This window comes from Bradyrhizobium sp. USDA 4353 (assembly GCF_054063215.1).
This window is the reverse complement of record NZ_JBSSGB010000001.1, coordinates 1,802,369-1,826,342: the sequence shown is the minus strand read 5'-3', so window position 1 is coordinate 1,826,342 and position 23,974 is coordinate 1,802,369. Positions and strand designations below refer to the sequence as shown.

General features: G+C 65.5%; 22 protein-coding genes. 3 read left to right on the top strand and 19 right to left on the bottom strand.

Translation table 11 applies throughout. From position 1 onward, the window contains the following. Positions 1-64 precede the first annotated feature (64 nt). The 3 genes from ACVILH_RS08210 to rimP form a co-directional block, all read right to left on the bottom strand. Positions 65-793 (bottom strand): RNA-binding protein, encoded by a 729-nt coding sequence (locus tag ACVILH_RS08210; RefSeq protein WP_456712438.1) that lies wholly within the window; start codon positions 791-793, stop codon positions 65-67. A gap of 69 nt (positions 794-862) precedes the next feature. Continuing rightward, a complete protein-coding gene (gene nusA, locus ACVILH_RS08205) occupies positions 863-2,470 on the bottom strand; it encodes a transcription termination factor NusA (RefSeq protein ID WP_456712437.1) in 1,608 nt (535 codons plus the stop codon). A gap of 14 nt (positions 2,471-2,484) precedes the next feature. Beyond that, positions 2,485-3,240, bottom strand: coding sequence for a ribosome maturation factor RimP (gene rimP / locus ACVILH_RS08200; RefSeq protein WP_456712436.1), 756 nt, complete (start codon positions 3,238-3,240; stop codon positions 2,485-2,487). A gap of 412 nt (positions 3,241-3,652) precedes the next feature. Between rimP and ACVILH_RS08195 the strand changes: the two genes are divergently transcribed. Continuing rightward, positions 3,653-4,729 (top strand): DUF2336 domain-containing protein, encoded by a 1,077-nt coding sequence (locus tag ACVILH_RS08195; RefSeq protein ID WP_456712435.1) that lies wholly within the window; start codon positions 3,653-3,655, stop codon positions 4,727-4,729. Positions 4,730-4,803: 74 nt separating this feature from the next. Here ACVILH_RS08195 and ACVILH_RS08190 read toward each other — a convergent pair whose 3' ends face one another. From ACVILH_RS08190 to tsaB, 12 genes are all read right to left on the bottom strand, one after another. Continuing rightward, positions 4,804-5,535 carry a tRNA (guanine(46)-N(7))-methyltransferase TrmB gene (locus tag ACVILH_RS08190; RefSeq protein WP_456712434.1) on the bottom strand — a complete coding sequence of 244 codons (732 nt, stop codon included), beginning with the start codon at positions 5,533-5,535 and terminating at the stop codon, positions 4,804-4,806. Beyond that, a complete protein-coding gene (locus ACVILH_RS08185; RefSeq protein ID WP_456712433.1) occupies positions 5,532-6,662 on the bottom strand; it encodes a M20 family metallopeptidase in 1,131 nt (376 codons plus the stop codon). Before ACVILH_RS08185 ends, ACVILH_RS08190 begins: the two co-directional genes overlap by 4 nt. A 342-nt stretch (positions 6,663-7,004) precedes the next feature. Next, positions 7,005-7,421 (bottom strand): helix-turn-helix domain-containing protein, encoded by a 417-nt coding sequence (locus ACVILH_RS08180; protein WP_006615449.1) that lies wholly within the window; start codon positions 7,419-7,421, stop codon positions 7,005-7,007. Between the two features lie 235 nt (positions 7,422-7,656). Then, positions 7,657-9,252 carry an apolipoprotein N-acyltransferase gene (lnt, locus tag ACVILH_RS08175; RefSeq protein ID WP_456716904.1) on the bottom strand — a complete coding sequence of 532 codons (1,596 nt, stop codon included), beginning with the start codon at positions 9,250-9,252 and terminating at the stop codon, positions 7,657-7,659. Between the two features lie 11 nt (positions 9,253-9,263). Further along, entirely contained in the window at positions 9,264-10,436 is a 1,173-nt protein-coding gene (locus ACVILH_RS08170; protein WP_456712432.1) for a hemolysin family protein, read from the bottom strand. A gap of 2 nt (positions 10,437-10,438) precedes the next feature. Further along, on the bottom strand, positions 10,439-10,948 hold the full coding sequence (ybeY, locus tag ACVILH_RS08165; protein WP_456712431.1) for an rRNA maturation RNase YbeY: 510 nt from the start codon (positions 10,946-10,948) through the stop codon (positions 10,439-10,441). A gap of 61 nt (positions 10,949-11,009) precedes the next feature. Next, positions 11,010-11,987 carry a PhoH family protein gene (locus tag ACVILH_RS08160; RefSeq protein ID WP_456712430.1) on the bottom strand — a complete coding sequence of 326 codons (978 nt, stop codon included), beginning with the start codon at positions 11,985-11,987 and terminating at the stop codon, positions 11,010-11,012. Positions 11,988-12,051: 64 nt separating this feature from the next. After that, positions 12,052-13,452, bottom strand: coding sequence for a tRNA (N6-isopentenyl adenosine(37)-C2)-methylthiotransferase MiaB (gene miaB, locus ACVILH_RS08155; protein ID WP_456712429.1), 1,401 nt, complete (start codon positions 13,450-13,452; stop codon positions 12,052-12,054). Positions 13,453-13,506: 54 nt separating this feature from the next. Continuing rightward, positions 13,507-14,226 (bottom strand): HAD family hydrolase, encoded by a 720-nt coding sequence (locus ACVILH_RS08150; RefSeq protein ID WP_456712428.1) that lies wholly within the window; start codon positions 14,224-14,226, stop codon positions 13,507-13,509. Continuing rightward, complete coding sequence (locus ACVILH_RS08145; RefSeq protein ID WP_006615442.1) at positions 14,219-14,671, bottom strand: Fur family transcriptional regulator; 453 nt, start codon at positions 14,669-14,671, stop codon at positions 14,219-14,221. The genes ACVILH_RS08150 and ACVILH_RS08145 overlap by 8 nt, the downstream gene beginning before the upstream one ends. A 43-nt stretch (positions 14,672-14,714) precedes the next feature. Further along, a complete protein-coding gene (gene rimI / locus ACVILH_RS08140) occupies positions 14,715-15,197 on the bottom strand; it encodes a ribosomal protein S18-alanine N-acetyltransferase (protein WP_456712427.1) in 483 nt (160 codons plus the stop codon). 2 nt (positions 15,198-15,199) lie between these two features. Further along, positions 15,200-15,895: a tRNA (adenosine(37)-N6)-threonylcarbamoyltransferase complex dimerization subunit type 1 TsaB gene (gene tsaB / locus ACVILH_RS08135; protein ID WP_456712426.1), complete on the bottom strand. Its 696-nt coding sequence runs from the start codon at positions 15,893-15,895 to the stop codon at positions 15,200-15,202. Positions 15,896-16,145: 250 nt separating this feature from the next. Between tsaB and ACVILH_RS08130 the strand changes: the two genes are divergently transcribed. Further along, complete coding sequence (locus ACVILH_RS08130) at positions 16,146-17,828, top strand: methyl-accepting chemotaxis protein (protein ID WP_456712425.1); 1,683 nt, start codon at positions 16,146-16,148, stop codon at positions 17,826-17,828. Positions 17,829-18,113: 285 nt separating this feature from the next. Here ACVILH_RS08130 and ACVILH_RS08125 read toward each other — a convergent pair whose 3' ends face one another. The 4 genes from ACVILH_RS08125 to murJ all read right to left on the bottom strand — a co-directional run bounded on the left by ACVILH_RS08125 (position 18,114) and on the right by murJ (position 22,094). Next, positions 18,114-18,683 carry a NifU family protein gene (locus tag ACVILH_RS08125; protein ID WP_456712424.1) on the bottom strand — a complete coding sequence of 190 codons (570 nt, stop codon included), beginning with the start codon at positions 18,681-18,683 and terminating at the stop codon, positions 18,114-18,116. A 121-nt stretch (positions 18,684-18,804) separates the two neighbouring features. Continuing rightward, the gene (locus ACVILH_RS08120; RefSeq protein WP_456712423.1) at positions 18,805-19,299 is read right to left on the bottom strand and encodes a universal stress protein; all 495 of its coding nucleotides are present in this window, start codon (positions 19,297-19,299) and stop codon (positions 18,805-18,807) included. Positions 19,300-19,439: 140 nt separating this feature from the next. Continuing rightward, positions 19,440-20,492 (bottom strand): tryptophan--tRNA ligase, encoded by a 1,053-nt coding sequence (gene trpS / locus ACVILH_RS08115; RefSeq protein WP_456712422.1) that lies wholly within the window; start codon positions 20,490-20,492, stop codon positions 19,440-19,442. Positions 20,493-20,537: 45 nt separating this feature from the next. Next, on the bottom strand, positions 20,538-22,094 hold the full coding sequence (gene murJ / locus ACVILH_RS08110; protein WP_456712421.1) for a murein biosynthesis integral membrane protein MurJ: 1,557 nt from the start codon (positions 22,092-22,094) through the stop codon (positions 20,538-20,540). A gap of 69 nt (positions 22,095-22,163) precedes the next feature. Between murJ and ACVILH_RS08105 the strand changes: the two genes are divergently transcribed. Then, the gene (locus tag ACVILH_RS08105; RefSeq protein ID WP_456712420.1) at positions 22,164-23,165 is read left to right on the top strand and encodes an adenosine kinase; all 1,002 of its coding nucleotides are present in this window, start codon (positions 22,164-22,166) and stop codon (positions 23,163-23,165) included. The last annotated feature ends 809 nt before the right edge of the window (positions 23,166-23,974 follow it).

Below are 23,974 nucleotides of genomic sequence, written 5' to 3'. Positions count from 1 at the left end.
CTCGTTTACCTGCGTGCGGGGCTGCCGCACCGTCTCATTCGTGCAATCGTCGCGTAATCGGTCGCTATGTCTTCGAAGTCGAAGAGGTTGAAGTCGAAGCAGATTTCGTGGCCGCGGTTCCGGCAATCTTGTCAGCGTCGGCCGACCGGTATCGGACCAGAGTCTGGCTGCGCGACAGGAATGTCCTGCTCGCCGGGCCTGCGAGCACGGCAGCATGTATCACATTTGAGCGCCCAAGTGCCAAATCCAATTCTGCCGAAGTGAGGCAGCAGATGATCGGAAATGTCAGGGCTTGTCCTTGATCCCCGTCAGTCGGCCGCACCAGCGCATCGAGCTTGCGAATCCCGTCGGCGGCACCGTCCGAGGCGTGGATCAGGGCGGCCAAGCCGGCCCGCGACTGCCGCTGCGACAGCGCTGCTTCGACCTTGGAAAAACCCGAGACGACTTGGCCGGCCTTGGCCGCAATCCCCAGCGCCTCGATCGCGCTGCGGACGAGCAAGGTCTCCAGATCGTCGGCAAGTGTCGGAGGGACGCGAACGTTGGTCTTGAAGCCACGGCTGAAATGGTGACGCCGCACCGCTTCCGCAACCGCCGGCTTTGACGCCGTGATCCACAATCCCCGTCCGGGCAGCTTGCGCTTGATGTCGGGCACCACCTCGCCCGACGGGCCGACCACGAACCGGATCAGCTCGCCGATCGGCCGCACCTCGCGGCTGACCGCGCACATGCGCATGGTCGCGGACTTCTCGGTCCGCGGTCCATTGTCGAGCTCGGGGTCGGCCATAGCGAGCATGCGGTGGTGCGGCTCCTCATCTCAAGCCAGCAAAGTTATGGCGGGTGTCATCACAGCTGATGTCATGGGTCAGGCAGGCTGTCCTTCGGCTTCGTCCTCGGCCTCGCCCTTGGCGAGATCGGCCTCGGTGATCCAGCCGGCCTTGACGCGGGCCTGCATCACCATGGCTTCGGCGTCGTCGCGCGACACCTCGAGCCCGTCGAGAATGCCGGGATATTTGGTCTGCTCGCCGCCATCCTTGCGCTCGACCCAGCCGACGAGATCGTCGGTAGCGCAGCCGGCGAGGTCGTCGACGGTCTTGATGTCGTTCTCGCCGAACTTGACCAGCATCTTGGAGGTGACGCCGGGCACGTCCTTCAGCGCGTCCTCGACGCCCAGCTCCTTGCGCTTGGCCTCGAGCTCGGCCTCCTGCTGCTCCAGGAATTCGCGGGCGCGGGTCTGCAGCTCGGTCGCGGTCTCCTCGTCAAAACCCTCGATGCCGGCGAGATCCTTCAGATCGACCAGCGCCAATTCCTCGACTGAGGTGAAGCCTTCCGACGCCAAGAGCTGGCCGACGACCTCGTCGACGTTGAGCGATTCCATGAACACGCGGGTCGAGTTCTCGAAGTCGGCCTGGCGGCGCTCCGATTCCTCCTGCTCGGTCAGGATGTCGATGTCCCAGCCGGTGAGCTGCGAGGCCAGGCGTACGTTCTGGCCGCGGCGGCCGATCGCCAGCGACAGCTGGTTGTTGGTGTCGGGCACCACGACCTCGATGCGCTCGCGGTCCTCGTCGATGACGACCTTGGCGACCTCGGCCGGCGCCAGCGCGTTGACCACGAAGGTCGCGATGTCGGGCGACCACGGAATGATGTCGATCTTCTCGCCCTGCAGCTCGTTCACCACCGCCTGCACGCGCGAGCCGCGCATGCCGACACAGGCGCCCACGGGATCGACCGATGAATCGCGCGACACGACGCCGATCTTGGCGCGCGAGCCGGGATCGCGGGCGACCGCCTTGATCTCGACGATGCCGTCATAGATTTCCGGCACCTCCTGCGCGAACAGCTTGGCCATGAACTGCGGATGGGTGCGCGACAGGAAGATCTGCGGTCCCCTGGTCTCGCGGCGGACGTCGAACACATAGGCGCGGACGCGGTCGCCGTTGCGGAACACCTCGCGCGGCAGCATCTCGTCGCGGCGGATGATCGCTTCGCCACGGCCGAGATCGAGGATCACGCTGCCGTACTCGACGCGCTTGACGACGCCGTTGACGATGTCGCCGATGCGGTCCTTGAACTCCTGGTATTGCCGGTCGCGCTCGGCCTCGCGCACCTTCTGCACGATGACCTGCTTGGCCGACTGCGCGGCGATGCGGCCATACTCCAGCGGCGGCAAGGTGTCGGCGATGGTGTCGCCGATCTGCGCGCCAGGATTGGCGCGGCGGGCGTCGTCGAGCGAGATCTGGTTGGAGGGGTTCTCGACCTTCTCGACCACCAGCATGTGGCGTGACAGCCTGAGCTCACCCTTGCGCGGGTCGATCTCGGCATGAACGTCGGTCTCGCTGCCATAGCGGGCACGGGCGGCCTTGGCGATCGCGTCTTCCATGGCGGCGATCACGATGCCGCGGTCGATCGACTTCTCGCGCGCGACGGCGTCGGCGATCTGCAGCAGTTCCAACCGGTTGGCGCTGACGGCCATGGCGTAAGTCTCCTCTAATCAGGATCGATCTCGCCCCTGCGCGCACGATCGGCGGCGAGGCGATGTTTCTTGGTGTTGGTCGGCAGCGGCTTCTTGGCCGGCTGCTTCTCCTTCAACTTCGGCTTGGCTTGGGCCGCCGGCTTGGCGTGCGGCGCCAGCGGCGGGGCAATGCCGAGCTCACGCTTCTTCTCGCGCTCGGCGGCCTTGCCGCGGCGCATGGACTCGGCGATCAGCTCGTCGGTCAGCACCATCTTGGCGTCGCCGATGTCGGTCATCGGCAGCACGACGTCCGGGTCGACATCCTTGGCGACGTCGTCGCGGGTGATGCGCACGCCATCGCCTTCGACACCCTTGATGATGCCGCGGAAGCGTTTGCGGTTCTGATGCGCCACCGCCATCTCGATCTTCACGAGATGACCGATATGGCGCTCGAAATCCGAGCGGCGGACCAGCGGCCGGTCGATGCCCGGCGAGGAGATCTCGAGCCGGTAGGCACGGTCGATCGGGTCGGCGATGTCGAGAACGGGCGATAGCGCCCGCGACACCGCCTCGCAATCCTCGATCTGCATGGTGCCGTCAGGACGTTCGGCCATGACCTGCACCGTGCAGCCGGCCTCGCCGGAGATGCGGATGCGGACCAGGCGGTAACCCATTCCCTGCAGCACGGGGTCGGCGACCGCCGCGACACGCGCTGCCACGCCCGGCTCGACGACGAGCCGGGGCTCGGTCAGAAGGTCGGTGTCAGCAGCTGCGAGGGTCGGTTCCGTCATCGAGGCGTCGATCGCGTCTTGCTTGTTTCGGCCTTGCGGCCTGCCGATCGCGCTCACCAGACCGATCACGCCAGGGGCGGAGCGATCCAGGTAACAAAAAAGAGCGGGTCCGGAAGGGCCCACCCTCACTACGCGATCGTATATGAGATGAAGATTGATGGCGCTCATATAGCCGCTTTGCCGGCCGACGGCAAGGGTCGTGTGGGCTCTCTTGTCGGCCAAGCCAGGGCCGGAACTCCAGTTCAGGTGCGGTCTCGCGCCCGCGCAGGGGCAAACCGGCCGTCCGCGGCGCCTAATCCTTCATTCACCAAGATCATCTAAAAATGGAGATCAGTTGGCGTGCGCTGCCTCCGGCCGATGCCTGGGTGTGGCGAACACGCAGATGTGTCGCGTGGCGTACCGAGTTGTTGTCATGACCCCAGCTACTGCGCTGATCCCGGGACTCGAGGGGATCGTCAGGCAAGGCGACGCCGAGCGCTGCGTCGAGGCGACGCGCCGCATTGCCGACCTCTTCCTCGCCGACGCGGCCAGGCTGCGCCCCGAGCACATCAATCTGTTCGACGGCCTGCTGATCGATCTGGTGCCGCTCGCGGACCTGGCGACGCGGATCGATCTGTCCGAGCGCCTGTCGCGGCTCGCGAAAGCGCCGCGCGTCGTGATCGGCCAGCTCGCGCGCGACGACGAGGTCGCCGTGGCCGCTCCCCTGCTCCGCCGTTCGCCGGCGCTCGAGGATGGCGCGCTGATCGACATCGCGCAGGGCAAGAGCCAGGGTCATCTGCTCGCCATCGCCGAACGCTCGCGGCTGTCGCCGGAGACGACGGATGTGCTGGTCCGTCGCGGCGATCGCGACGTGGTGCGGCGGACAGCGGCGAACGACGGCGCGACGTTCTCTGAGGCCGGCTATTCCGGGCTGATCAACCGCGCGAGCTTCGACGGCGTGCTGACGCTTGCGGTCGGCAAGCGCGACGATCTCTCCGACGAGCACCTGAAACGGCTGCTCGAAGGCTCGCTCGATGTCGTCAAGCGCCGGCTGCTCGATGTGGTCGGGCCGGAGCGGCAGAGCAAGATCAGGCAGGCCGTCGCGGAGCTTGCGGGGACGGCGAGCGCGAGTGTCGGCAGGCGCAATTTCGTGCCGGCGCAACGGATCATCCTGTCGCTCTATGAAGCGGACGCCTTGGACGAGGCGGCGCTGCTGGGCTTCGCGAGCGAGCACAAATATGAGGAGGTCATCGCAGCGCTCGCCGCGATGACGGGGCTCAAGCTCGCAACGCTCGATCGGCTTGTCTCCGGCGACCGCCACGACCCGCTGCTGATCCTCGGCCGTACGATCGGCCTCGACTGGAGCACCGTGCAGGCGCTGATCCAGCTCCGCCTCGGGCCGAAGCGCGTGCCGGCGCAGCGTGACCTCGATGCCATCCGCGTGACTTACGCGCGCCTGTCATCATCGACGGCCGACCGCGTCGTGGCGTTCTGGAAGACGCGCCACTAGATCTCTTTGCTTGAGCATGATCTTTTCGGAAAACCGGCTTCCACTTTTCCGGATCATGCTCTCATCCATCGGACTCAACGCCGACGGAAGATCAGATAGCTCGCCACGCGCCCCTCGCGTGTGGCCTTCCGGCCGTAGCGCGTCATCGTGTAGTTCGGCCAGGGCAGGCGCCAATCGTCGGCGCGCTCCGCCGTCCAGGCGAAATCGGGCGAGCGCAGCAGATGCCACAGCGTCCAGGCGCAGTAATCGGCTATGTCGCTGACGAAGCGGAATTCGCCGCCCGGCTTGAGCGCGCGCGCCATCGCAACGATGGTCGCGTCCTGCACGAAGCGCCGCTTCCAATGCCGCCGCTTCGGCCAGGGATCGGGATGAATGAGATCGATCCGTTGCAGCGAGTGCGCCGGCAGCCAGGCGAGCAGCTCGGCGGCGTCGCCGGCGAGCAGCCGGATATTGCCGATGTTGTCGGCTTCGATCGCCGAGAGGATCTTCGCCATGCCGTTGACATAGGGCTCGCAGCCGATGAAGCCGGTCGCCGGATACGCCTTGGCCTCGGCGGCAAGATGCTCGCCGCCGCCGAATCCGATCTCCAGACGCAGCGCCTCGACCGGCGGGTCGTACAGCGTCGGCAGCACGACATCGGCGGGCGCTGAGAGATCGAGCGCGAGGTGCGGCAGCAGGTTCTCCACCAAATCAGCCTGGTGTGCCCGCAGCTTGTGTCCCTTGCGGCGGCCGAAGAACGAGCCCTGGCCGTGCAGGGCCTCGTGGCCGGCGTGATCGTCGTCGACGGGCATCATCGCAGTGCTCATCGCAAGGTCTGGTAGAGACGGTGCAGCAGCCGCGCCCGCGGCTCGATCGAGGAGATATACATCTGCTCGTAATGCGTATGCGCGCCCTTGCCGTCGACGCCGAGACCGTCGAGCGTCGCCGTGAACGGCGCCGTGAAATTGCCGTCGGAGCCGCCGCCCGTGTAGGTGTCGACGAGATCGAAGCCGAGCTCCTCGGCGAGTGTTCTCGCATGCTCGAACAGCGCAGCGCCCGCATTGCCCTTGACGTAAGGCGGCCGATTGACCTCGCCTCTGACCTCGACGGTCACCCCTTCGCTACGCGACTTCAAGCCCAGGATCTTCGGCACGATCTCGTCGGCATCGCCGGGCGACGGCAGCCGCGCATCGACCTCTGCATAGGCTTCCTCCGCGATCACGTTCGGCCGCGTGCCGCCGCGGACGACGCCGACATTCACGGTGATGCCGCGCGCGGGATCGTTGAGCGCTTCGAGCGCTTGGATTACGTTGGCGAGCTCGCGGATCGCACTGCGTCCATCCTGCGGACGCGCGCCGGCATGCGCAGGCACGCCGCGGATCGACACATCGAAGCGGGCCACGCCCTTGCGCCCGGTGACGATCTTGCCGCCATCGCGCGCCGGCTCGGTGACCAGCACATATTTGGCCTTGCGGCCTTCCTCCTCGATCAGCGCACGCGAGGTCGGGCTGCCGATCTCCTCGTCGGAGACGAACAAATGAGTCATGCCGAGCGGCGTTGTCTCGCCGGCGATGCAGAGCTGACGGAAGGCATGATAGGCGAGATAGGCGCCGCCCTTCATATCGTAAATGCCGGGACCGTAGGCGATGTCGCCGTCGATCGAGAACGGCAGGCGCTCGATGAAGCCGAGCGGATGCACCGTGTCGAGATGACTCAGCACGAGAATGCCCGGCTCGTTCTGTCCCCATGAGGAGCGCACCACCAGGTGATCGCCGCAGCCATCACGGCCGGCGATCCGCTCCACCACCGCATCGAGCCCGCGATAGCCGTCGGCGACCAAAGAGGCCAGTCGGTTGACCTGATCAGGGGCTTCGGTCGGGGTCTCGATCTCGACCCATTGGCGGATGCCGTCGAGAATTGTGCGGCTATCGAACGGATTGGTCGCGGCAGTCATGAGTTACGTCAGTCGTTCTCGATGGTTAGCGAAAGGTATCGAATGGAGGGCGTTCACGCGCGGATCATCGCCGGTGCGATGCCCTCTCTCAGGCGTCACATGCGCACAAAATGATTAAGAGCGCGACAGCCTTTCCCGAAGGGGAGCCATCGCGCTCTCATGGTCGTCATCGAACTTGTTGATCGGCTCATTGGCGTTGCGGAACACGAGACGTGTCTGCAACATCCGCAAAGCTGGCTTCGCTCATGGCCCCCCGGAGGCGCTGACATTCATATGAGAAGCGTTCATATGAGAGCGGTCGCAATAGGAATGTCAGCGCCAGCGCATCAGCGTGGCTCAGCTCTAGCCCTCTTCCGGCGCCTCGCGATCAGCGATCTGCTCGACCAGGTCGACGATGCTGCGGCGAAGCTTGGAATCGTGGATCCGCGTGAATGCGCGGGTCAACGCCAGTCCTTCGGAGGTTGCCAGGAAATCAGACACATAGGCCGGAGAGGCGCCCTCGCCGAAAGCTTCACCATTGGTCCCACCACTCGGGACGCCTTCGAACAGGAACGAGACAGGGACCTGCAGGACTTCGGAGATCTGCTGGATCCGGCTGGCGCCGACTCGATTGGTGCCTTTTTCGTACTTCTGTATCTGCTGGAACGTGAGTCCGAGAGCCTCACCAAGTTTTTCCTGGCTCATGCCCAACATGATACGGCGCATCCGCACCCGGCTGCCGACATGCTTGTCAACAGGGTTGGGCGCTTTCGTCGACATCTCTCAACTCCTTAGAATCAGGGCCTCGGAACGAGGCGATCGCAGTATGCCTCAGGCGCTCACACCGTCAATTTCTGCTCGCATGTCGTACTAATGGTGGACGGTCGAGCAGCGAACTGAGCGGATCATGCTGCCGCGCGAGAATGCGAATTGCAGCAGCTATCTGTCAACACTTGGGGTTTTGGATGTCAAAAAAAATCTTACACACCCGGAAAGAATTCAGATCTTGCTGCCGTCAGGGAAGCTTTTGAGCAACACGTCTGCGAACGACCGTGCTCAGGGCGATCACTAACAAGATGGCCGCCGGAATATCGCCAAATCTCGCATAAATAGAGGGCTGCAGCGCAACAGGCAGCGCGGAATCCAACACGCCTTCCGCACCGAGAGATAGTTGCGCGACGATGCGGCCGACAGGATCGATCACTGCGGAGACGCCCGTGTTCGCTGATCGAACTAATGGAAGCCCCTGTTCGATCGCACGCCACTGTGCCTGCTGCAGATGCTGATGAGGACCGGTCGAGATGCCGAACCAGCCATCGTTCGTCAGGTTCACGATCCAGCCGGGACGCTCCTCGTGCGGCACACTCTCACTTGGAAAGATGGCCTCGTAGCAGATCAAAGGCAGAACACGCGGAGCGTGTGGCACGTCCAGGTTGCGTCGCACCGTGCCCGCAATGAAGCCGCCCTGCACGCGCGTCAACTGCTCCAGCCCGATCCGCTCCAGCAGATTCTGGAACGGCAGGAACTCGCCGAACGGCACCAGATGCAGCTTGTCATAGACCGACAGCACGGTGCCGTCATGGTCGATCACATAGATCGAATTATAGGCGCGGGTGATCGGCGTGGTGCGCGGGCCGTCCGGGGCGCGCACCGAACCGGTGATCAGCACCGTCCCGGGCGATAGCAGGTCGGCGATCTGGCCCATGGCGTCGGCTTCACGGGTCAGGAAGAACGGAAACGCCGATTCAGGCCAGATCAGGACGTTGGTGTCGCGCACGCCGGTCGCCTTCGGCCCCGTGGCGCGGTCGGACAGCGCCAGATAGCGGCGCATGACCTCGGCCTTGGCGCCGTAATTGAATTTGACGTCCTGCTGCAGGTTGGGCTGCATGATCCGCAGCTTGAGATCGGCAACGAAGGCGGTCGGGTGCTGGCCCAGCCGGATGGCGCCGAACACGCCCATCACGATCAGCAGCGCGCCAGCTGCGGCCGGAACCTGCCAACGCTCGCGCCAGCTCTTGCCGTCGATCAGCACCGCTGGGCTGGCAAAGATCGCGATCGTGAGGAACGTCATGCCCCAGATGCCGATCAGCGAGGCCGATTGCGCCAGCGCGAGCGGCTGCGACAGGGCGTAGCCGAACGTGTTCCAGGGGAAGCCGGTGAGCGCGTGGCCGCGCAGCCATTCGCTCGCGGTCAGAGAGGCCGCCAGCGCCAGGATGCGGCTGGCGTCGCGCGTCCAGAGCAGGCGCGCCAGCGCAAAGCCTAATGCCGGGAACAGCGACAGATAAGCGGGCAGACCGAGCACCGCGAACGGCATCAGCCAGGCGAAGGTGTCGGCATCGACCAGGAACGCGTTGCCTATCCAGTACAGGCCGGGCACGAAATAGCCCATGCCGAAGCAGAAGCCGGTCAAGGCCGCCGCCGGGATGCCACGTCGCCGTCCGGCCGCTGCGCCGTCGATCAGCCAGACCAGCACGGGGAAGGTGACGGCGAGCACCGGCCACGCATTGAACGGGGCCATTGCCAGCGCGGAGACGGCGCCGGCGGCGAGCGCGATCGCTGCGCGCTTCCACCCCCAGGCCAGAACGACGCTGGCGGCGAGGTCGCGCATCATCGTGGTGCGGATCACTGTGAGATTGCTCCGTCGCCTTTTGCGCCGTCGCCTTGGGGCGGGCTGCTGTCGTCGTTGTTGGACGGCGGGCTGGCATCCGCGGGCCGCGGCAGCTCGGCCGACATGCCGGTGTCAGGAAGCGCCTCGCGGCGTCGGCTCTCGCGCGGCGGCCGTGGCACCGGGCGCTCCTTGCGCGGCGCGATGCGCAGCCGCTTGACGCGGCGCGGATCGGCGTCGAGCACCTCGACCTCGAAATTGCCGGGGCCGGAGATCAGCTCGCCGCGCACCGGCAGCCGGCCGACATGGTTGACGAGATAGCCGCCGAGCGTCTCGACGCCCTCGCCCGCCTCGCCGGTCACGAACTCCTCGCCGATCACCCGGCGCACGTCATCGAGGCTGGCGCGGGCATCGGCGATGAAGGCGTTGTCGGCCTGGCGCATGATCGCCGGCGGCTCGTCGCTGTCGTGCTCGTCGTCGATCTCGCCGACGATCTGCTCGACGATGTCCTCGATCGAGACAAGCCCATCGGTGCCGCCATATTCGTCGACCACGAGCGCCAGATGGATGCGCGACGCCTGCATCTGCGCCAGGAGATCGATGGCGCGCATCGACGGCGGCACATAGAGCAGCTTGCGGATGATGTTGGCCTCGAACAGCGGCATCGACAGCTCGACGCTCTTCAGGTCGAGCCCGGCGGGCAGCGGCTTCTTGCGCCGGGCCTTTGCATCATCGGAGATGCGGGCCTGCGCCGTCATGTAAGCGAGCAGGTCGCGGATATGCACCATGCCTTCGGGATCGTCGAGCGTGTCGTTGTAGACGACGAGCCGTGAATGCGACGCGCTCTCGAACAGGCTCATGAGCTCGCCGAGCGTGATGTCGCGCCGGACGGCGACGATGTCGGCGCGATGCACCATCACGTCGGCGATGCGCCGCTCGTGCAGATCGAGGATGTTACGCAGGAGCGTGCGCTCGACCGCGGAGAAGCCGATATCGTCGGGCGTCGACGCATCGAGCACGACCTGCAGATCGTCGCGGACCGAACCGCCGCCCTTCCAGCCGAACAGATTGCGCAGCGCGCGCAGCAGCCAGCTTTCGCTCGGCGAGCGGCCAAGCTCGGACGGCGGCACGACAGCCGGCAGATTGCGCGTGTTGCGCGGATTGTCGTGAATGGGCTCGGAATCGGCCATGGTCAATTGATCCGTTCCCGGTCAGCATAGGGATCGGGGATGCCGAGATGGGCCAGGATCTCGGTCTCCAACGCCTCCATCTCCTCGGCCTCGTCGTCGCTCTCGTGATCGTAGCCGATCAGATGCAGGAAGCCGTGCACGGTGAGATGGCTGAGATGGTGCTCGAACGGCTTCTGCTCGTCGTCGGCCTCGCGCCGCATCGTCTCATAGGCAATGGCGATGTCGCCGAGCATGCGCGGCGCATCATCGTCGCCGCGCGGACCGGTCGGCTGCAGCGCCGGAAACGACAGCACGTTGGTCGGCTTGTCGATGCCGCGCCAATTGCTGTTCAGCGTACGGATGCCCTGGTCGTCGGTGAGCATGACCGCAATTTCGGCGTCGTCGACATCGGCTTCCACCATCTCAGCGGCGGCGAGGATGGCGCGTTGTATGACATCTTCGGCGTCGGGCTGGTCCTGCCAGCAATCGGCGGCGACAATGACCTCGGTAATTGGAATGGGACTTTGTGGCATCCTGATCGATATCTGTGCGGATGGCGCTTCACGACGCGCGCATCGGCGGTGTGCTCTCGCGTCAGCGGGCTTTCGGGCCCTCATAGGCGGCAACGATGCGCGCCACCAATTCGTGGCGGATGACGTCCTCGCCGGTGAACCGGACCTGCGCGATGCCCTCGACGCCGTCGAGCAGCCGTGCGGCCTCGGCAAGGCCGGACGTCTGGCCGTTCGGAAGATCGACCTGCGAGGGATCGCCGGTGATGATCATGCGGCTGTTCTCGCCGAGACGCGTCAGGAACATCTTCATCTGCATCGATGTCGTGTTCTGCGCCTCGTCGAGAATGATCGCAGCATTGGTCAAGGTGCGGCCGCGCATGAACGCGAGCGGCGCGATCTCGATCTCGTTGGCCTGCAACGCACGCTCGACGACACGCGCATCCATCAGGTCGTACAGCGCGTCGTAGATCGGGCGCAAATACGGATCGACCTTCTCGCGGAGATCGCCGGGCAGGAAGCCGAGCCGCTCGCCGGCCTCGACTGCAGGCCGCGACAGGATGATGCGATCGACTTCCTTGCGCTCGAACAATTGCGCGGCATGCGCCACCGCGAGCCAGGTCTTGCCGGTGCCGGCCGGGCCGATGCCGAACACCAGCTCATGGCGCTTCAGCGCACGGATGTAGGAATCCTGCGCGGCGGTGCGGGCGCGCACCGGACGCTTGCGCAGATTGATGCTCTCGAACGCGTTCTTGCCGTTCTTGGCGTCGAACTCGAACAGCGAGCCCTGCGCGACCACGGCGCGGATCGCGCCCTCGACGTCGCCCTGCGACAGGTCCATGCCCTTCACGGCCTGGGCGTACAAGGATTCCAGCACGCGGCGCGCGGCGTCGCAGCCGTCGCGGCTGCCGCCGATCGTGATGTGGTTGCCGCGGGAATCGACGACGACGCCGAGACGGCGCTCGAGCAGCGCGAGGTTCTGGCCGTAGGGACCGACCAGGGCGGAAGCGGCGCGGTTGTCGTCGAAATCGATGACGACCTGGGTTTCGGGGGGCATGGACATGTCGCGGTCGAACTTGCGGCTGGGAGCGAGGGAAGATGAATCCGATGCGCTCTTGGGCAAGTGCTCAGCCTCCGATGGACATCAGGGATGCGGCGTCAGGACGGGGTGCGGCGGCGGCCGTGACGAGCTCGCCGAGCAGGCTGTAGCGCTCGAGACTGTCGATGCGCACCGGCAGAACCTGACCGATAATGTCGCTGTCCGCCATTACATGGGCTGGTTGCAGATAGGCGGTGCGTCCGACCAGCTGACCCGGCTTGCGCGCGGCGCGCTCGAACAACACGTCCACGACCGAGCCAATCGCGGCCTTGTTGAAGGCTGCCTGCTGGCTGTCGATCAAGCTCTGGAGACGCTCCAATCGCTCGTCCATCTCGGTCGCTGACACCATCTCCTGCATGTCCGCCGCCGGCGTGCCCGGGCGCGGCGAATATTTGAAAGAATAGGCCGCAGCGTAGCCGATTTGGTCGATCAGCGCGAGGGTGGCGCGAAAATCTTCCTCGGTCTCACCGGGGAACCCGACGATGAAGTCCGAAGAGAATGCAATATCGGGCCGCGCGCGGCGGAAACGGTCGACGACCTCCAGGTAATCGGCGGCGGTGTGTTTGCGATTCATGGCCGCGAGGATGCGGTCGCATCCCGACTGCACGGGAAGATGCACGAACGGCATCACCGCTGCGAGATCACGATGCGCCGCGATCAAGCTGTCATCGACGTCGTTGGGATGGCTGGTGGAGTAGCGGATGCGCGCCACGCCGGGAATATCCGCGATCCGATAGAGCAGCCGGCCGAGCGTCCAGGCGCGGCCGTCGGGGCCTTCGCCGTGATAAGCGTTGACGTTCTGGCCGATCAGCGTGATCTCGCGGACGCCGCTTTCGGTGAGCTGAGTCACATCGTCGACGATCCGCGCCACCGGCCGCGACATCTCGCTGCCGCGCGTATACGGCACCACGCAGAAGGTGCAGAACTTGTCGCAGCCTTCCTGCACCGTCACGAAGGCCGAGATGCCGCGGGCGCGGATCGCCTCGCGGCTAGGCTTGGCGAGATGTCCGAATTTGTCCTCGGCCGGAAATTCGGTCTCGATCGCGCGCTCGCCACGGCCCGCCTGGGCAAGCAGTTGCGGCAGATGGTGATAGCTCTGCGGCCCGACCACGACATCGACGGTGGGGGCGCGAGCGATGATCTCCTCGCCCTCGGCCTGCGCCACGCAACCCGCCACCGCGATCTGCATCGCACGGCCGGCCTTCGCCGCTTCCTCCTTCGCCACCCGGAGGCGCCCAAGCTCCGAATAGACCTTTTCCGAGGCCTTCTCGCGAATGTGGCAGGTGTTGAGAATCACGAGGTCGGCGTCGCCGGCCTCGGCGGTCTCGACGAAGCCCTCAGGCGCGAGCGTGTCCACCATGCGCTGGGCATCGTAGACGTTCATCTGGCAACCATAGGACTTGATGTGCAGCTTGCGCGGCGGCGTCATGAAACCTTGCATGCGGTCGGGAGCGCCAATCTCGGCGCCGCGCTCAGATATAGGCTAGACCGCCGAAAATCCAGCGAGCGGGGCGGTTTTCTGGCCAAGCTGGCGCAGAATCGCTGGCAATTGCCGCATATCGTCGAAAACCAGGGAGGCGCCGGCCTGGCGCAGGCTGTCGGCATAGCCGGGCCGGCAATGGCTGCCGCCATGGAACCCGAGCACCGTCATGCCCGCGGCGAGGCCGCCCCGGATACCGGCGATGCTGTCCTCGACGACGACGCAGGCCGCCGGACGCGCATTCATCTGGGCGGCCGCGAACAGGAACAGGTCGGGCGCCGGCTTGCCGTTCTCGACCTGCGACGACGAGAAGATGTCCGGCATCAGCCGGTCATACAGCCGGGTGGCGCCGAGGCTCACGCGCATGCGCTGGTGCGAGCCGGAGGATGCCACGCAGACCGGCAGGTCCAGCGCATCGAGCGCGTCCGAAATCCCGGCGACCGGTTGCAACTCCTGCTCGAATGTCCGGAACAGCCGCTCCTGCAACCTGGCATTGAAATCGTCCGGCAGGCTGCGGCCGAGCTCGGCCTCGACCTCCATGGTCGCCTGTTTCGAGGAGCGCCCGAGAAAGCGGTCGAACACCTCGGCGGCGGTGATCGGATATCCGCACAGGCTGAGCACGTCGGCATGCGCCTGACACGAGATCACCTCGCTATCGACCAGCACGCCGTCGCAATCGAAAATGACGAGATCCAGCGGGGAAGCCTGTGCAGCGTCAGCCATTCGTCTCTTCGTCGAGCGGCACGCAATACAGCTCCAAGCGATGGTCGACCAGCTTGTACCCGAGCTTGCGGGCGATCTCCGCCTGCAGCTTCTCGATTTCCTCGGAGGTGAATTCGATCACCTTGCCGTCGCGCAGATTGATCAGGTGATCGTGATGGCTGTCACGCATCTGCTCGTAGCGCGCGCGGCCTTCTCGGAAATCATGGCGCTCGATGATCCCGGCGTCCTCGAACAGCTTCACGGTGCGATACACCGTGGAGATCGAGATCTTGTCGTCGACGGCGACGCAGCGCCGATACAATTCCTCGACGTCGGGATGGTCGGAGGCTTCTGCGAGCACGCGGGCGATGACCCGGCGCTGCTCGGTCATCCGCATGCCGGTGGCGGCGCAACGGGCCTCGATGCCGGTGGAACTGAGCGCTGGCGTTGTTTTCAAGGAGGTCATCGTCTCTCGCCTCAAGGATGCGCTTTCTGCCACCAAGCGCAGGTTACGACAAGTCCCGGCGCATCAGAAGCGCATTCAACTGTTCCCCGCCGGGCTGGAGGTAATAGCGCTCCCGCCGACCGACGGTCGCAAATCCGGCGCGTTCATAGAGTCGCCGGGCCGGCTGGTTGTTTTCCTCGACCTCGAGAAAAACCGTGCGAACGCCGCGACCTGCAAGATGTCCGAGATGCGTCAGCAACAAATCACGAGAGAGGCCGCGGCCGCGCTGATTTGGGTCAAGTGCGACCGACAAAATCTCCGCTTCGTCGGCGCCGATGCGCGAGACGATGAAGCCAATGAGTTTGCGACCGAGTTGCAGGCGATGGATCAGCGTATTGCGCTCGGTCAGCATCGTCTCGAACTCGCCCTCGCCCCAGCCGCGATGAAACGATGCGGCATGGATCTGAGCGAGCCGCGCCGCGTCGCGCGGCGTGGCGGCCTGGATGGAAGGCTTGGAGCGCCCGAGCCAGCGGAAGAGCATGTTCATCGTCAAACGGCCGTCTGCACCGGACTGGGCATTGCGCCGGCGGGCGGCTTGACGTCGGGCGCGCGCAGATAGAACGGCCGCGCCGGAGCGTGATCAGGATCCGCCGCCGCTCCGAGCCAGGCAACCCACGCGATATCGGGCCCGGCCAGGGCCTCGACCGCAACGGGTGCGGCGTCCTCGGGAGGCCAGCGCTCAGCCAGGATCGCCGCGGCATTGCCGACGAGATGCGGCGCGCCGAACCGCGCGGCCGCGAGCACGTCGCCGATGGCCGCGACCTGCGGCGGAATCAGCTCCTCGCCGCTGCCGCTCACCACTTGGTAGTAGAGATGATCGTGCCGCGCATCGATCGCCGAAATGACGGGGCTGTCGCGATCCTCGCTGACGACCGGCGCCGCATAGGCGGAAAGCGTGGTGACGCCGACCACCGGCTTGTGTGCGGCGAGAGCAATGCCGCGCGCTGCGGAGAGCCCGACGCGAAGTCCCGTGAAACTACCGGGACCGGTCGTGACCGCGACGCGGTCGAGATCGGCGAAGCCGATGCCGGATTGCTGCATCACGCGCGCAAGCAGCGGCATCAACGCCTCGGCGTGACCGCGCTTCATGAGCAAGGTTTCGTGGGCGATCATCTCGGCCGAATCAGTATTGAGAACGCCGGCGGCGCAATGGTCGAGGGCAGTATCGATGGCGAGGATCAACATCCGTTAGGTTCGCAGTGAGGGAGCGCCGAATACCTTTTGGGTATTTTGATGAAGTCAGTTGCCGTCTTCTTACATCCTGATCAGGAAAAACGCATCAAGCGACAATCACCGGGCAGGTAAACTACTGAATTTCCGATTATTTAACCAAATCTTTCCTGGCCCGTGGGAGTTGTCCCCCGCAAACATCGTTCCGGCTGGCGCCCCTCCTCCGAGCAAGGCGCCGCCCCACATCCCGAAAAGAGGATCCTTCATGTCGTTGTGGTCAGGCAGCTCGGCATCGCGCGATGCGATGGCTCAGGTCGAGGCGATCAATCGCTCGCAGGCCGTGATCGAATTCGCCACCGACGGCACGATCATCACCGCCAACAAGAATTTTCTCGATGCGATGGGCTATTCCCTGGCCGAGATCAAGGGGCGGCACCACAGCATGTTCGTGTCGCCCGAGATGCGCGACAGCGCCGACTATCGCGCGTTCTGGAGCGATCTCAGAGCCGGCAAGTTCCGCTCCGGCGAGTACAAGCGCTTCGGCAAGGGCAACCGTCCGATCTGGATCCAGGCGAGCTACAATCCGGTGCTCGATGGCGGCAGGCCGGTGAAGATCATCAAATTCGCCTCCGACATTACGGCGCAGAAGATGCGCAGCATCGAGGATGCCGGCAAGATCGCCGCCATCGGACGGGTGCAGGCGGTGATCGAGTTCAATCTCGACGGCACCATCATCGATGCGAACAACCAGTTCCTCGACGCGATGGGCTACTCGCTCGCCGAGATCAAGGGACGGCACCACAGCCTGTTCGTGCTGCCGGGCGAGCGTGACAGCGCCGCCTACAAGGAGTTCTGGGCGAGCCTCAATCGCGGTGAGTTCCGCTCCGGCGAGTTCAAGCGCTGCGGCAAGGACAACAAGGAGGTCTGGATCCTCGCCTCCTACAATCCGATCCTCGACGACACCGGACGTCCGTTCAAGGTGGTGAAATACGCCTCCGACGTTACGCAGCAGAAGCTCAATGCCGCCGATTTCGCCGGGCAGATCGCGGCGATCCGCAAATCGCAGGCGGTGATCGAGTTCGATCTGAGCGGCCATGTGCTGGACGCCAACGACAATTTCCTCAAGACGCTCGGCTACACGCTCGCCGAGATCAAGGGCAAGCACCACCGGATGTTCATGCCGCCAGGCACGGGCGAGAGCGCCGGCTATCGGGAGTTCTGGGCAGCGCTGGCGCGCGGCGAGTTCCAGAGCGGCGAGTACGAGCGGGCCGGCAAAGGCGGCCGCCAGGTCTGGATCCAGGCGACGTACAATCCGATCAAGGACCTCAACGGCAAGCCGTTCAAGATCGTGAAGTTCGCGACCGACGTCACCTCGCAGGTGATCACCCGCATGAAGGGCGACAAGGTCCGCGGCATGATGGAGCATGTCGCGGCGGGCGCTGAGCAGCTCAATTCCTCGGTGCAGCAGATTGCCGACGCCATGGCCAAGTCGAAGGACACCGCCACCGCGGCGGTGACGCGGGTCGAGGATGCGGACCAGCAGGCGAAGCGGCTGTCGTCGGCCGCCGGCGCGATGAGCAGCATCGTCGAGCTGATCGGCAGCATCACCGGCCAGATCAACCTGCTCGCGCTCAACGCGACGATCGAATCCGCGCGCGCCGGTGAGGCCGGGCGCGGCTTCGCCGTCGTCGCCGGCGAGGTGAAGAACCTCGCCAATCAGGCCAAGCAGGCCACCGATCGGATCGGCAGCGAGATCGGCAACCTCAACGGCATCTCATCCGATGTCGTCGGCGCGCTCGACGCCATCAAGGCTGCGATCCAGAGCGTCAACGAATACGTGTCGTCGACGGCGCAGGCGGTCGGCGAGCAGAGCACTGTCACCAGCGAGATGTCGTCGAACATGCGCCAGGCGGCGGCCGAGGCCGCCAGCATCGGCAAGGTGGCGTGAGGAGAGCAGGGCCCTCACATCTGACGATCGCAGTTGCACTGATCTCTCACAGCGTCGTCATGGCCGGGCTTGTCCCGGCCATCCACGTCGTCCGGCATGCTGGGAACGACGTGGATGCCCGGGACGGAGCCCGGGCATGACGGAGTCAACTAGCAGTCAGGATTCCGTGGACCGACAGCCGCGGATCTCGATTTGCCAGAGCCTGGTGGCGAGAGAGCGATAGCGAGCGCCGAGCAGCGAAGGGACGTCTCCTATTCGCTACTCCCTACTCGCCAATCGCCCTATTCACATCGGCCGGACTTCGACCACTTCCGGCACGAAATGCTTCAGCAGGTTCTGGATGCCGTGCTGCAGGGTGGCCGTGGATGACGGGCAGCCGGAGCAGGCGCCCTTCATGTTGAGATAGACGATGCCGTCCTTGAAGCCGCGGAAGGTGATGTCGCCGCCGTCATTGGCGACCGCGGGGCGGACGCGGCTCTCGATCAGGTCCTTGATCATGCCGACCGTCTCGGTATCCGCCTCGTCGTAGAACTCATCGTCCTCGTCGGCGGATTCGTCGTTGGCCGCGCTGCCGTCGGCGAGCAGCGGCGCGCCGGACATATAGTGCTCCATGATCGCGCCGAGGATGGCCGGCTTGAGGTGCTGCCACTCGCCATCGCTCTTGGTCACGGTGATGAAGTCAGCGCCGTAGAACACTCCGGTGACGCCGTTGACGGCGAACAGCCGCTCGGCCAGCGGCGAGCGCGCCGCGGCGTCGCGGCTCGAAAACTCCATCGTTCCGGTCGACAGCACGACACGGCCCGGGATGAACTTCAAGGTGGCGGGATTGGGGGTGGCTTCGGTCTGGATGAACATGGTTTTCTCCGGCAGCGCCGGTTCAAGGCCGGCCTGTGGTGTTCCTCATAGCAGATGGCGCGCGGCCGCGCACGATCAAGAGGCCGACACCTGCACGCGCTCGCCAAGTCTATGAATAAGCCTATGAAAGTGCGTCAATATCGGCGTCATCAAGGTCGCCGGGGACGATCACCAGCGGGATCGGGAAGGCCCCGATCGTCTTGGTGACATGGGTCACCAGCGGCCCCGGGCCTTCCGGGCCGGAATGGGCGGCGAGCACCAAGAGCGCGATGTCGCTGTCCTGCTCGATGCTGGCCAGGATCTGCGCGGTCGGCTCGCCCTCGCGGATCAGCCGCTCGGGCGCGGGCGCGCCGATCGCGGACAGCAATTCGGACGCTTGGTCGAGCGCGGCATTAGCCTCGTCCTGGGCCTCGGCGCGCATGAGGTCGGCGACCCCCAGCCATTGCTGGTTCTGGTCCTCGGTCTCGATGACGTGCAGCATCACGATGCGGCCGCCGGCCCGCACGGCCCAGCGGCCGGCATAGCGGATCGCGCGGTCCCATTCCTCGCTGTCGTCGACCACGACCAGGCATTTCGGCGCATGGCCGGTCTGGTAGCTCTGCCGCTGCGCCGCCATCCTCGTTCCCGCCTGCTGCTGCGAGTCGATCCGGCCGAGATGCTGCCACAGCCCATCTCCGTTGGGGAGAGGGGCGGCGGGTTCCACTTGCGATTGGCGGCAGCGCAGATCGCTGCGCGGCCGCGGCCAGGCGCGATGCATCACGCCTTGCGGATGAATCCGACGATATCCTTGGCGGCCTTCATCGTCTCCGCCGCGATGGCCTGGGCCCGCTCGCCACCGTCGACCAGCACCGAGTCCACATAGCCCGGATCGGCCGTCAGGCGCTTCATCTCGCCGGCGATCGGGCCGAGCTTGGTGACGCACAGCTCGACCAGCGCGTTCTTGAAGCTGGAGAACTGGCCACCGCCGAACTCCCGTAGCACGTCCGCCTTGCTGCGCTCCGACAGCGCCGCATAGATGCCGACGAGGTTGTCGGCCTCGGGACGTGTATCCAGCCCCTTCTCCTCGCTCGGCAGCGGCTCCGGATCGGTCTTCGCCTTGCGCACCTTCTGCGCGATGGTGTCGGCATCGTCGGTCAGGTTGATGCGCGAATAGTCCGACGCATCCGACTTCGACATCTTCTTGGTGCCGTCGCGCAGCGACATCACGCGCGTCGCGGGACCGGTGATGAACGGTTCCGGCAGCGGGAAGAACAAGCCGTCGCCAAAACCCTGCGCCCGGATCGAGTCGCCGAAATCATTGTTGAACTTCTGCGCGATGTCGCGCGACAGCTCGAGATGCTGCTTCTGGTCCTCGCCGACCGGAACATGGGTGGCGCGGTACAGCAGGATGTCGGCCGCCATCAGCACCGGATAGTCGTAGAGACCGACCGAGGCGTTCTCCCGGTCCTTGCCGGCCTTCTCCTTGAACTGCGTCATGCGGTTCAACCAGCCGATGCGCGCGACGCAGTTGAAGATCCAGGCCAGCTCGGCATGGCCGGAGACCTGACTCTGGTTGAAGACGATGTGCTTCTTCGGATCGATGCCGGCGGCGATGAAGGCAGCCGTCACCTCGCGCGTGTTGCGCGCGAGCTCTGCCGGGCCGCCCCAGACGTCCACGGGCATCGTGATCGCGTGCATGTCGACGACGCAATAGATGCAGTTGTGCGTCTCCTGCATCTTCACGAAGTTGACGATCGCGCCGAGATAATTGCCGAGATGCAGGTTGCCGGTCGGCTGGACGCCCGAGAAAACCCGTTCCACGAAGGCCATGATCACTGTTCCCGATGGATTTGGGCGTCGTTTGGCACGAGCGCCCTAAAGGTGCAAGTCGCGTGCGGGCTTTTGCCGGATGACCCGGGCGGCCTGCTTCCAATCGACGACGCCGAGCGCCAGCAGAAGCGCGGCATAAAGGACGATCGCACCGCCGATCAGGGCCGCGAGAACGAGGGCGGCGCCGAGATGGCCACCCGATGGCGCTCCCGTGCGCGCCGCGACCATCCAGAGACACCCGCCCATCGCTGCCGCTGCCAGCGCGATGCGCGGCAGCCGGCGCCGCGCATCATGCGAGATGGCAAAGCCGAAACTCGCGGTGCCGCGCCGGATCAGCACCGCCGCATTGGCCCAGGCGCCGAGCGCCAAGCCCGCCGCGATGCCGCTGGCGCCGAACGGCTGCGCGAGCAGGAACGCCAGCGCGATCGCCACGCCGCATCCGATGAGTGTGGCGCGGAGCGGCGTCTGCGTGTCCTCGCGGGCGAAGAAGGCGGGCTGCAGCGCCTTCGTCAACACCTGCGCCGGCAGCGCCGCCGCGAGCCAGGTCAAGACCCGCGCCGTCGCCGCTGCATCGCTTGGCGTGAACGCGCCATGTTCGAACAGCAAACGAACGACCGGCTCGTTCAGGATGATCAGTCCGAGCGTCGCGGGCAGCGCCAGCCCGATCGTCAGCTCGAGACCGCGTGACTGCACCTCGGACAGCGCCTGCTGATCACCCGACTGCAAGGCGCGGGTCAGCTCCGGCACCAGCACGGTGCCCATCGCGACGCCGACGAGGCCGAGCGGCAGCTCGATCAGGCGGTTGGCGAAATACAGCCATGACACCGCCGACGGCGTGGTGGACGCGACGATCGCTCCGCCCACCGCGATCAATTGCGGGCCGGCGCTGGCGACCATGCCGGGCAGCGCCTTGGTGAAGAAGCCGCGCATCTCTGGATCAATCGCGACACGGATCGGCCAGGCAATGCGAAGGTGCTTTCCACCTTGCGCCAGCATCGCGAGCTGCAGCAGTCCGGCGATGCCGATCGTGGCGGCAAGCAGCAGGGCAGCGGATGACGGATCCGGATGTTGCATCAGCAGCACGATCGTGGCTGCGATCAGCGCGGCGTTGAACAGCAATGGTGCGAACGCCGCGAGCGCGAAGCGTCCCTGCGCCGTCGACAGCGCGAGCAGCACGGTCGAAGGCCCAGCGAAGGCGAGATAAGGCAGCATCAGCCGGGCATCGTTGACGGCGAGGGTGAGCGTCTCTTCACCGGCGAAGCCGGGCGCCAGCACGGTGATGATCCACGGCATCAGCAGCGCCAGCGCGATCGTGGCCACGAGCAGCCCGGCGCTGACGGTGCCGAGCACGCGGCCGGCAAAAGCTGCCGCACGCGTGCTGCCCGCCTGCCGGGATATCCGCAGCCAGGCCGGCACCAGCGCCGCATTGAGCGCGCCTTCCGTCAGCAGCCGTCTGATGACGTTGACGAGCTGAAATGCCGCGAGGAATGCATCCGCGACCGGCCCCGCGCCGAGCAGCGCGGCGATCAGCGCGTCCCTGCCGAAGCCGAGCAGGCGCGAGCTGAGTGTTCCTGACAACACGGTCACGAATGATCGGATCATGAGGCTTCTATAGCAGCGCCGCTTGTGATAGGCCGCAGCGTTTGCAAACGCCGTAAACGGGGCCAGTGGATGACTGACGCGAAATACGATGTTCTCGGGATCGGCAACGCGATTTTCGACGTGCTGGTGCAGGCCGATGAGGCTTTCCTCACCAGGCACGGCATGACCAAGGGCGGCATGGCGCTGATCGACGAGGCGCGCGCGGCAGCCATCTATGCGGATATGGGCCCGGCGACCGAAATGTCGGGCGGCTCGGGCGCCAATACCATCGTCGGCCTCGCCAGCCTCGGCGCGCGTGCTGCTTATGTGGGCAAGGTCAAGGGCGACCAGATTGGAAAGATGTACACGCACGACATCCGCGCCGCCGGTGTCGCATTCGACACGGCGCCCGCGGCCGACGGCCCGGCCACCGGCTGCTCCTACATCATCGTCACGCCGGACGGCGAGCGCACCATGAATACCTATCTCGGTGCCGCGCAGAACCTGACCACGGCCGACATCGATCCCGCCCAGATTGCGGCTGCGCGCATCGTCTATCTTGAGGGATATTTGTGGGATCCCAAGGACGCCAAAGACGCGTTCGTCAAGGCCGCGACGATCGCCCATGATGCGGGACGCGAGGTCGCGCTCACTTTGTCGGATGCGTTCTGCGTCGATCGCTATCGCGAGGAGTTCCTCGACCTCATGCGCGGCGGCACCGTCGATCTCGTCTTCGCAAATGAGGCTGAGCTGCATTCATTGTACCAGACCTCAGATTTCGACGGCGCACTGAAGCAGCTCCGCGAGGACGCCACGCTCGGCATCGTCACCCGCAGCGACAAGGGCTGCGTCGTGGTGTCGAACGACGGCGTCATCGCGGTGCCGGCGCATCCGATCGAGACGCTGGTGGACACGACCGGCGCCGGCGACCTGTTCGCCGCGGGCTTCCTGTTCGGCCTCGTCCGCAAGACCGGCTACGAGATCGCCGGCAAGCTCGGCGGCCTGGCTGCGGCCGAAGTGATCCAGCACATCGGCGCCCGCCCGCAGGTCTCGCTGAAGGAGCTGGCGGCGCAGAACGGGCTGAAGGTGTAGTTCACGTCTGCATCGGACGCTCCGACGCGGCTCATCAAGACCGCGGAGAGGGAGCGCACCACGACCGCGGCAGCGGCTCAACCTCTCCCCGCCCTTCGCGGGGAGAGGTCGGATTGCGTAGCAATCCGGGTGAGGGGCATGGCACATCAGCGGCTCAGATCTTGGTCCATCGGACGGGCACGACGACGCCGCTCAGATGCGACGCACTGTTGAGATAACGGCGCCAGATAACTACGCCCGAGCCGAGCCCCGGGGAAGTCGTCGCAGATAGATGCACTTCCCGTGTGGCTGCCCCTCACCCCAGCCCTCTCCCCGTGAAGAACGGGGAGAGGGAGCGCACCACGACCGCGGCAGAGGCTCAACCTCTCCCCGCGCCCTTCGCGGGGAGAGGTTGGATTGCGCAGCAATCCGGGTGAGGGGCATGGCACATCAGCGGCCCAGATCATGGTCCAGCGGACGGGCACGACGGCGCCGCTCAGATCAGGCGCACCTGTTAGACAACTACGCCTTAGCACGGCCCGTGGACGTCGCAGCACATGGATGTACTTCCCGTGTGGCTGCCCCTCACCCCAACCCTCTCCCCGTGAAGAACGGGGAGAGGGAGCGCACCACGACCGCGGCAGAGGCTCAACCTCTCCCCGCCCTTCGCGGGGAGAGGTCGGATTGCGTAGCAATCCGGGTGAGGGGCATGGCACATAGGCAGCTCAGATCTTGGTCCATCGGACGGGCATGACGGCACCGCTCAGATGCGACGCACTGTGAGATAACGGCGCCGGATAACTACGCCCGAGCCGAGCCCCGGAGAAGTC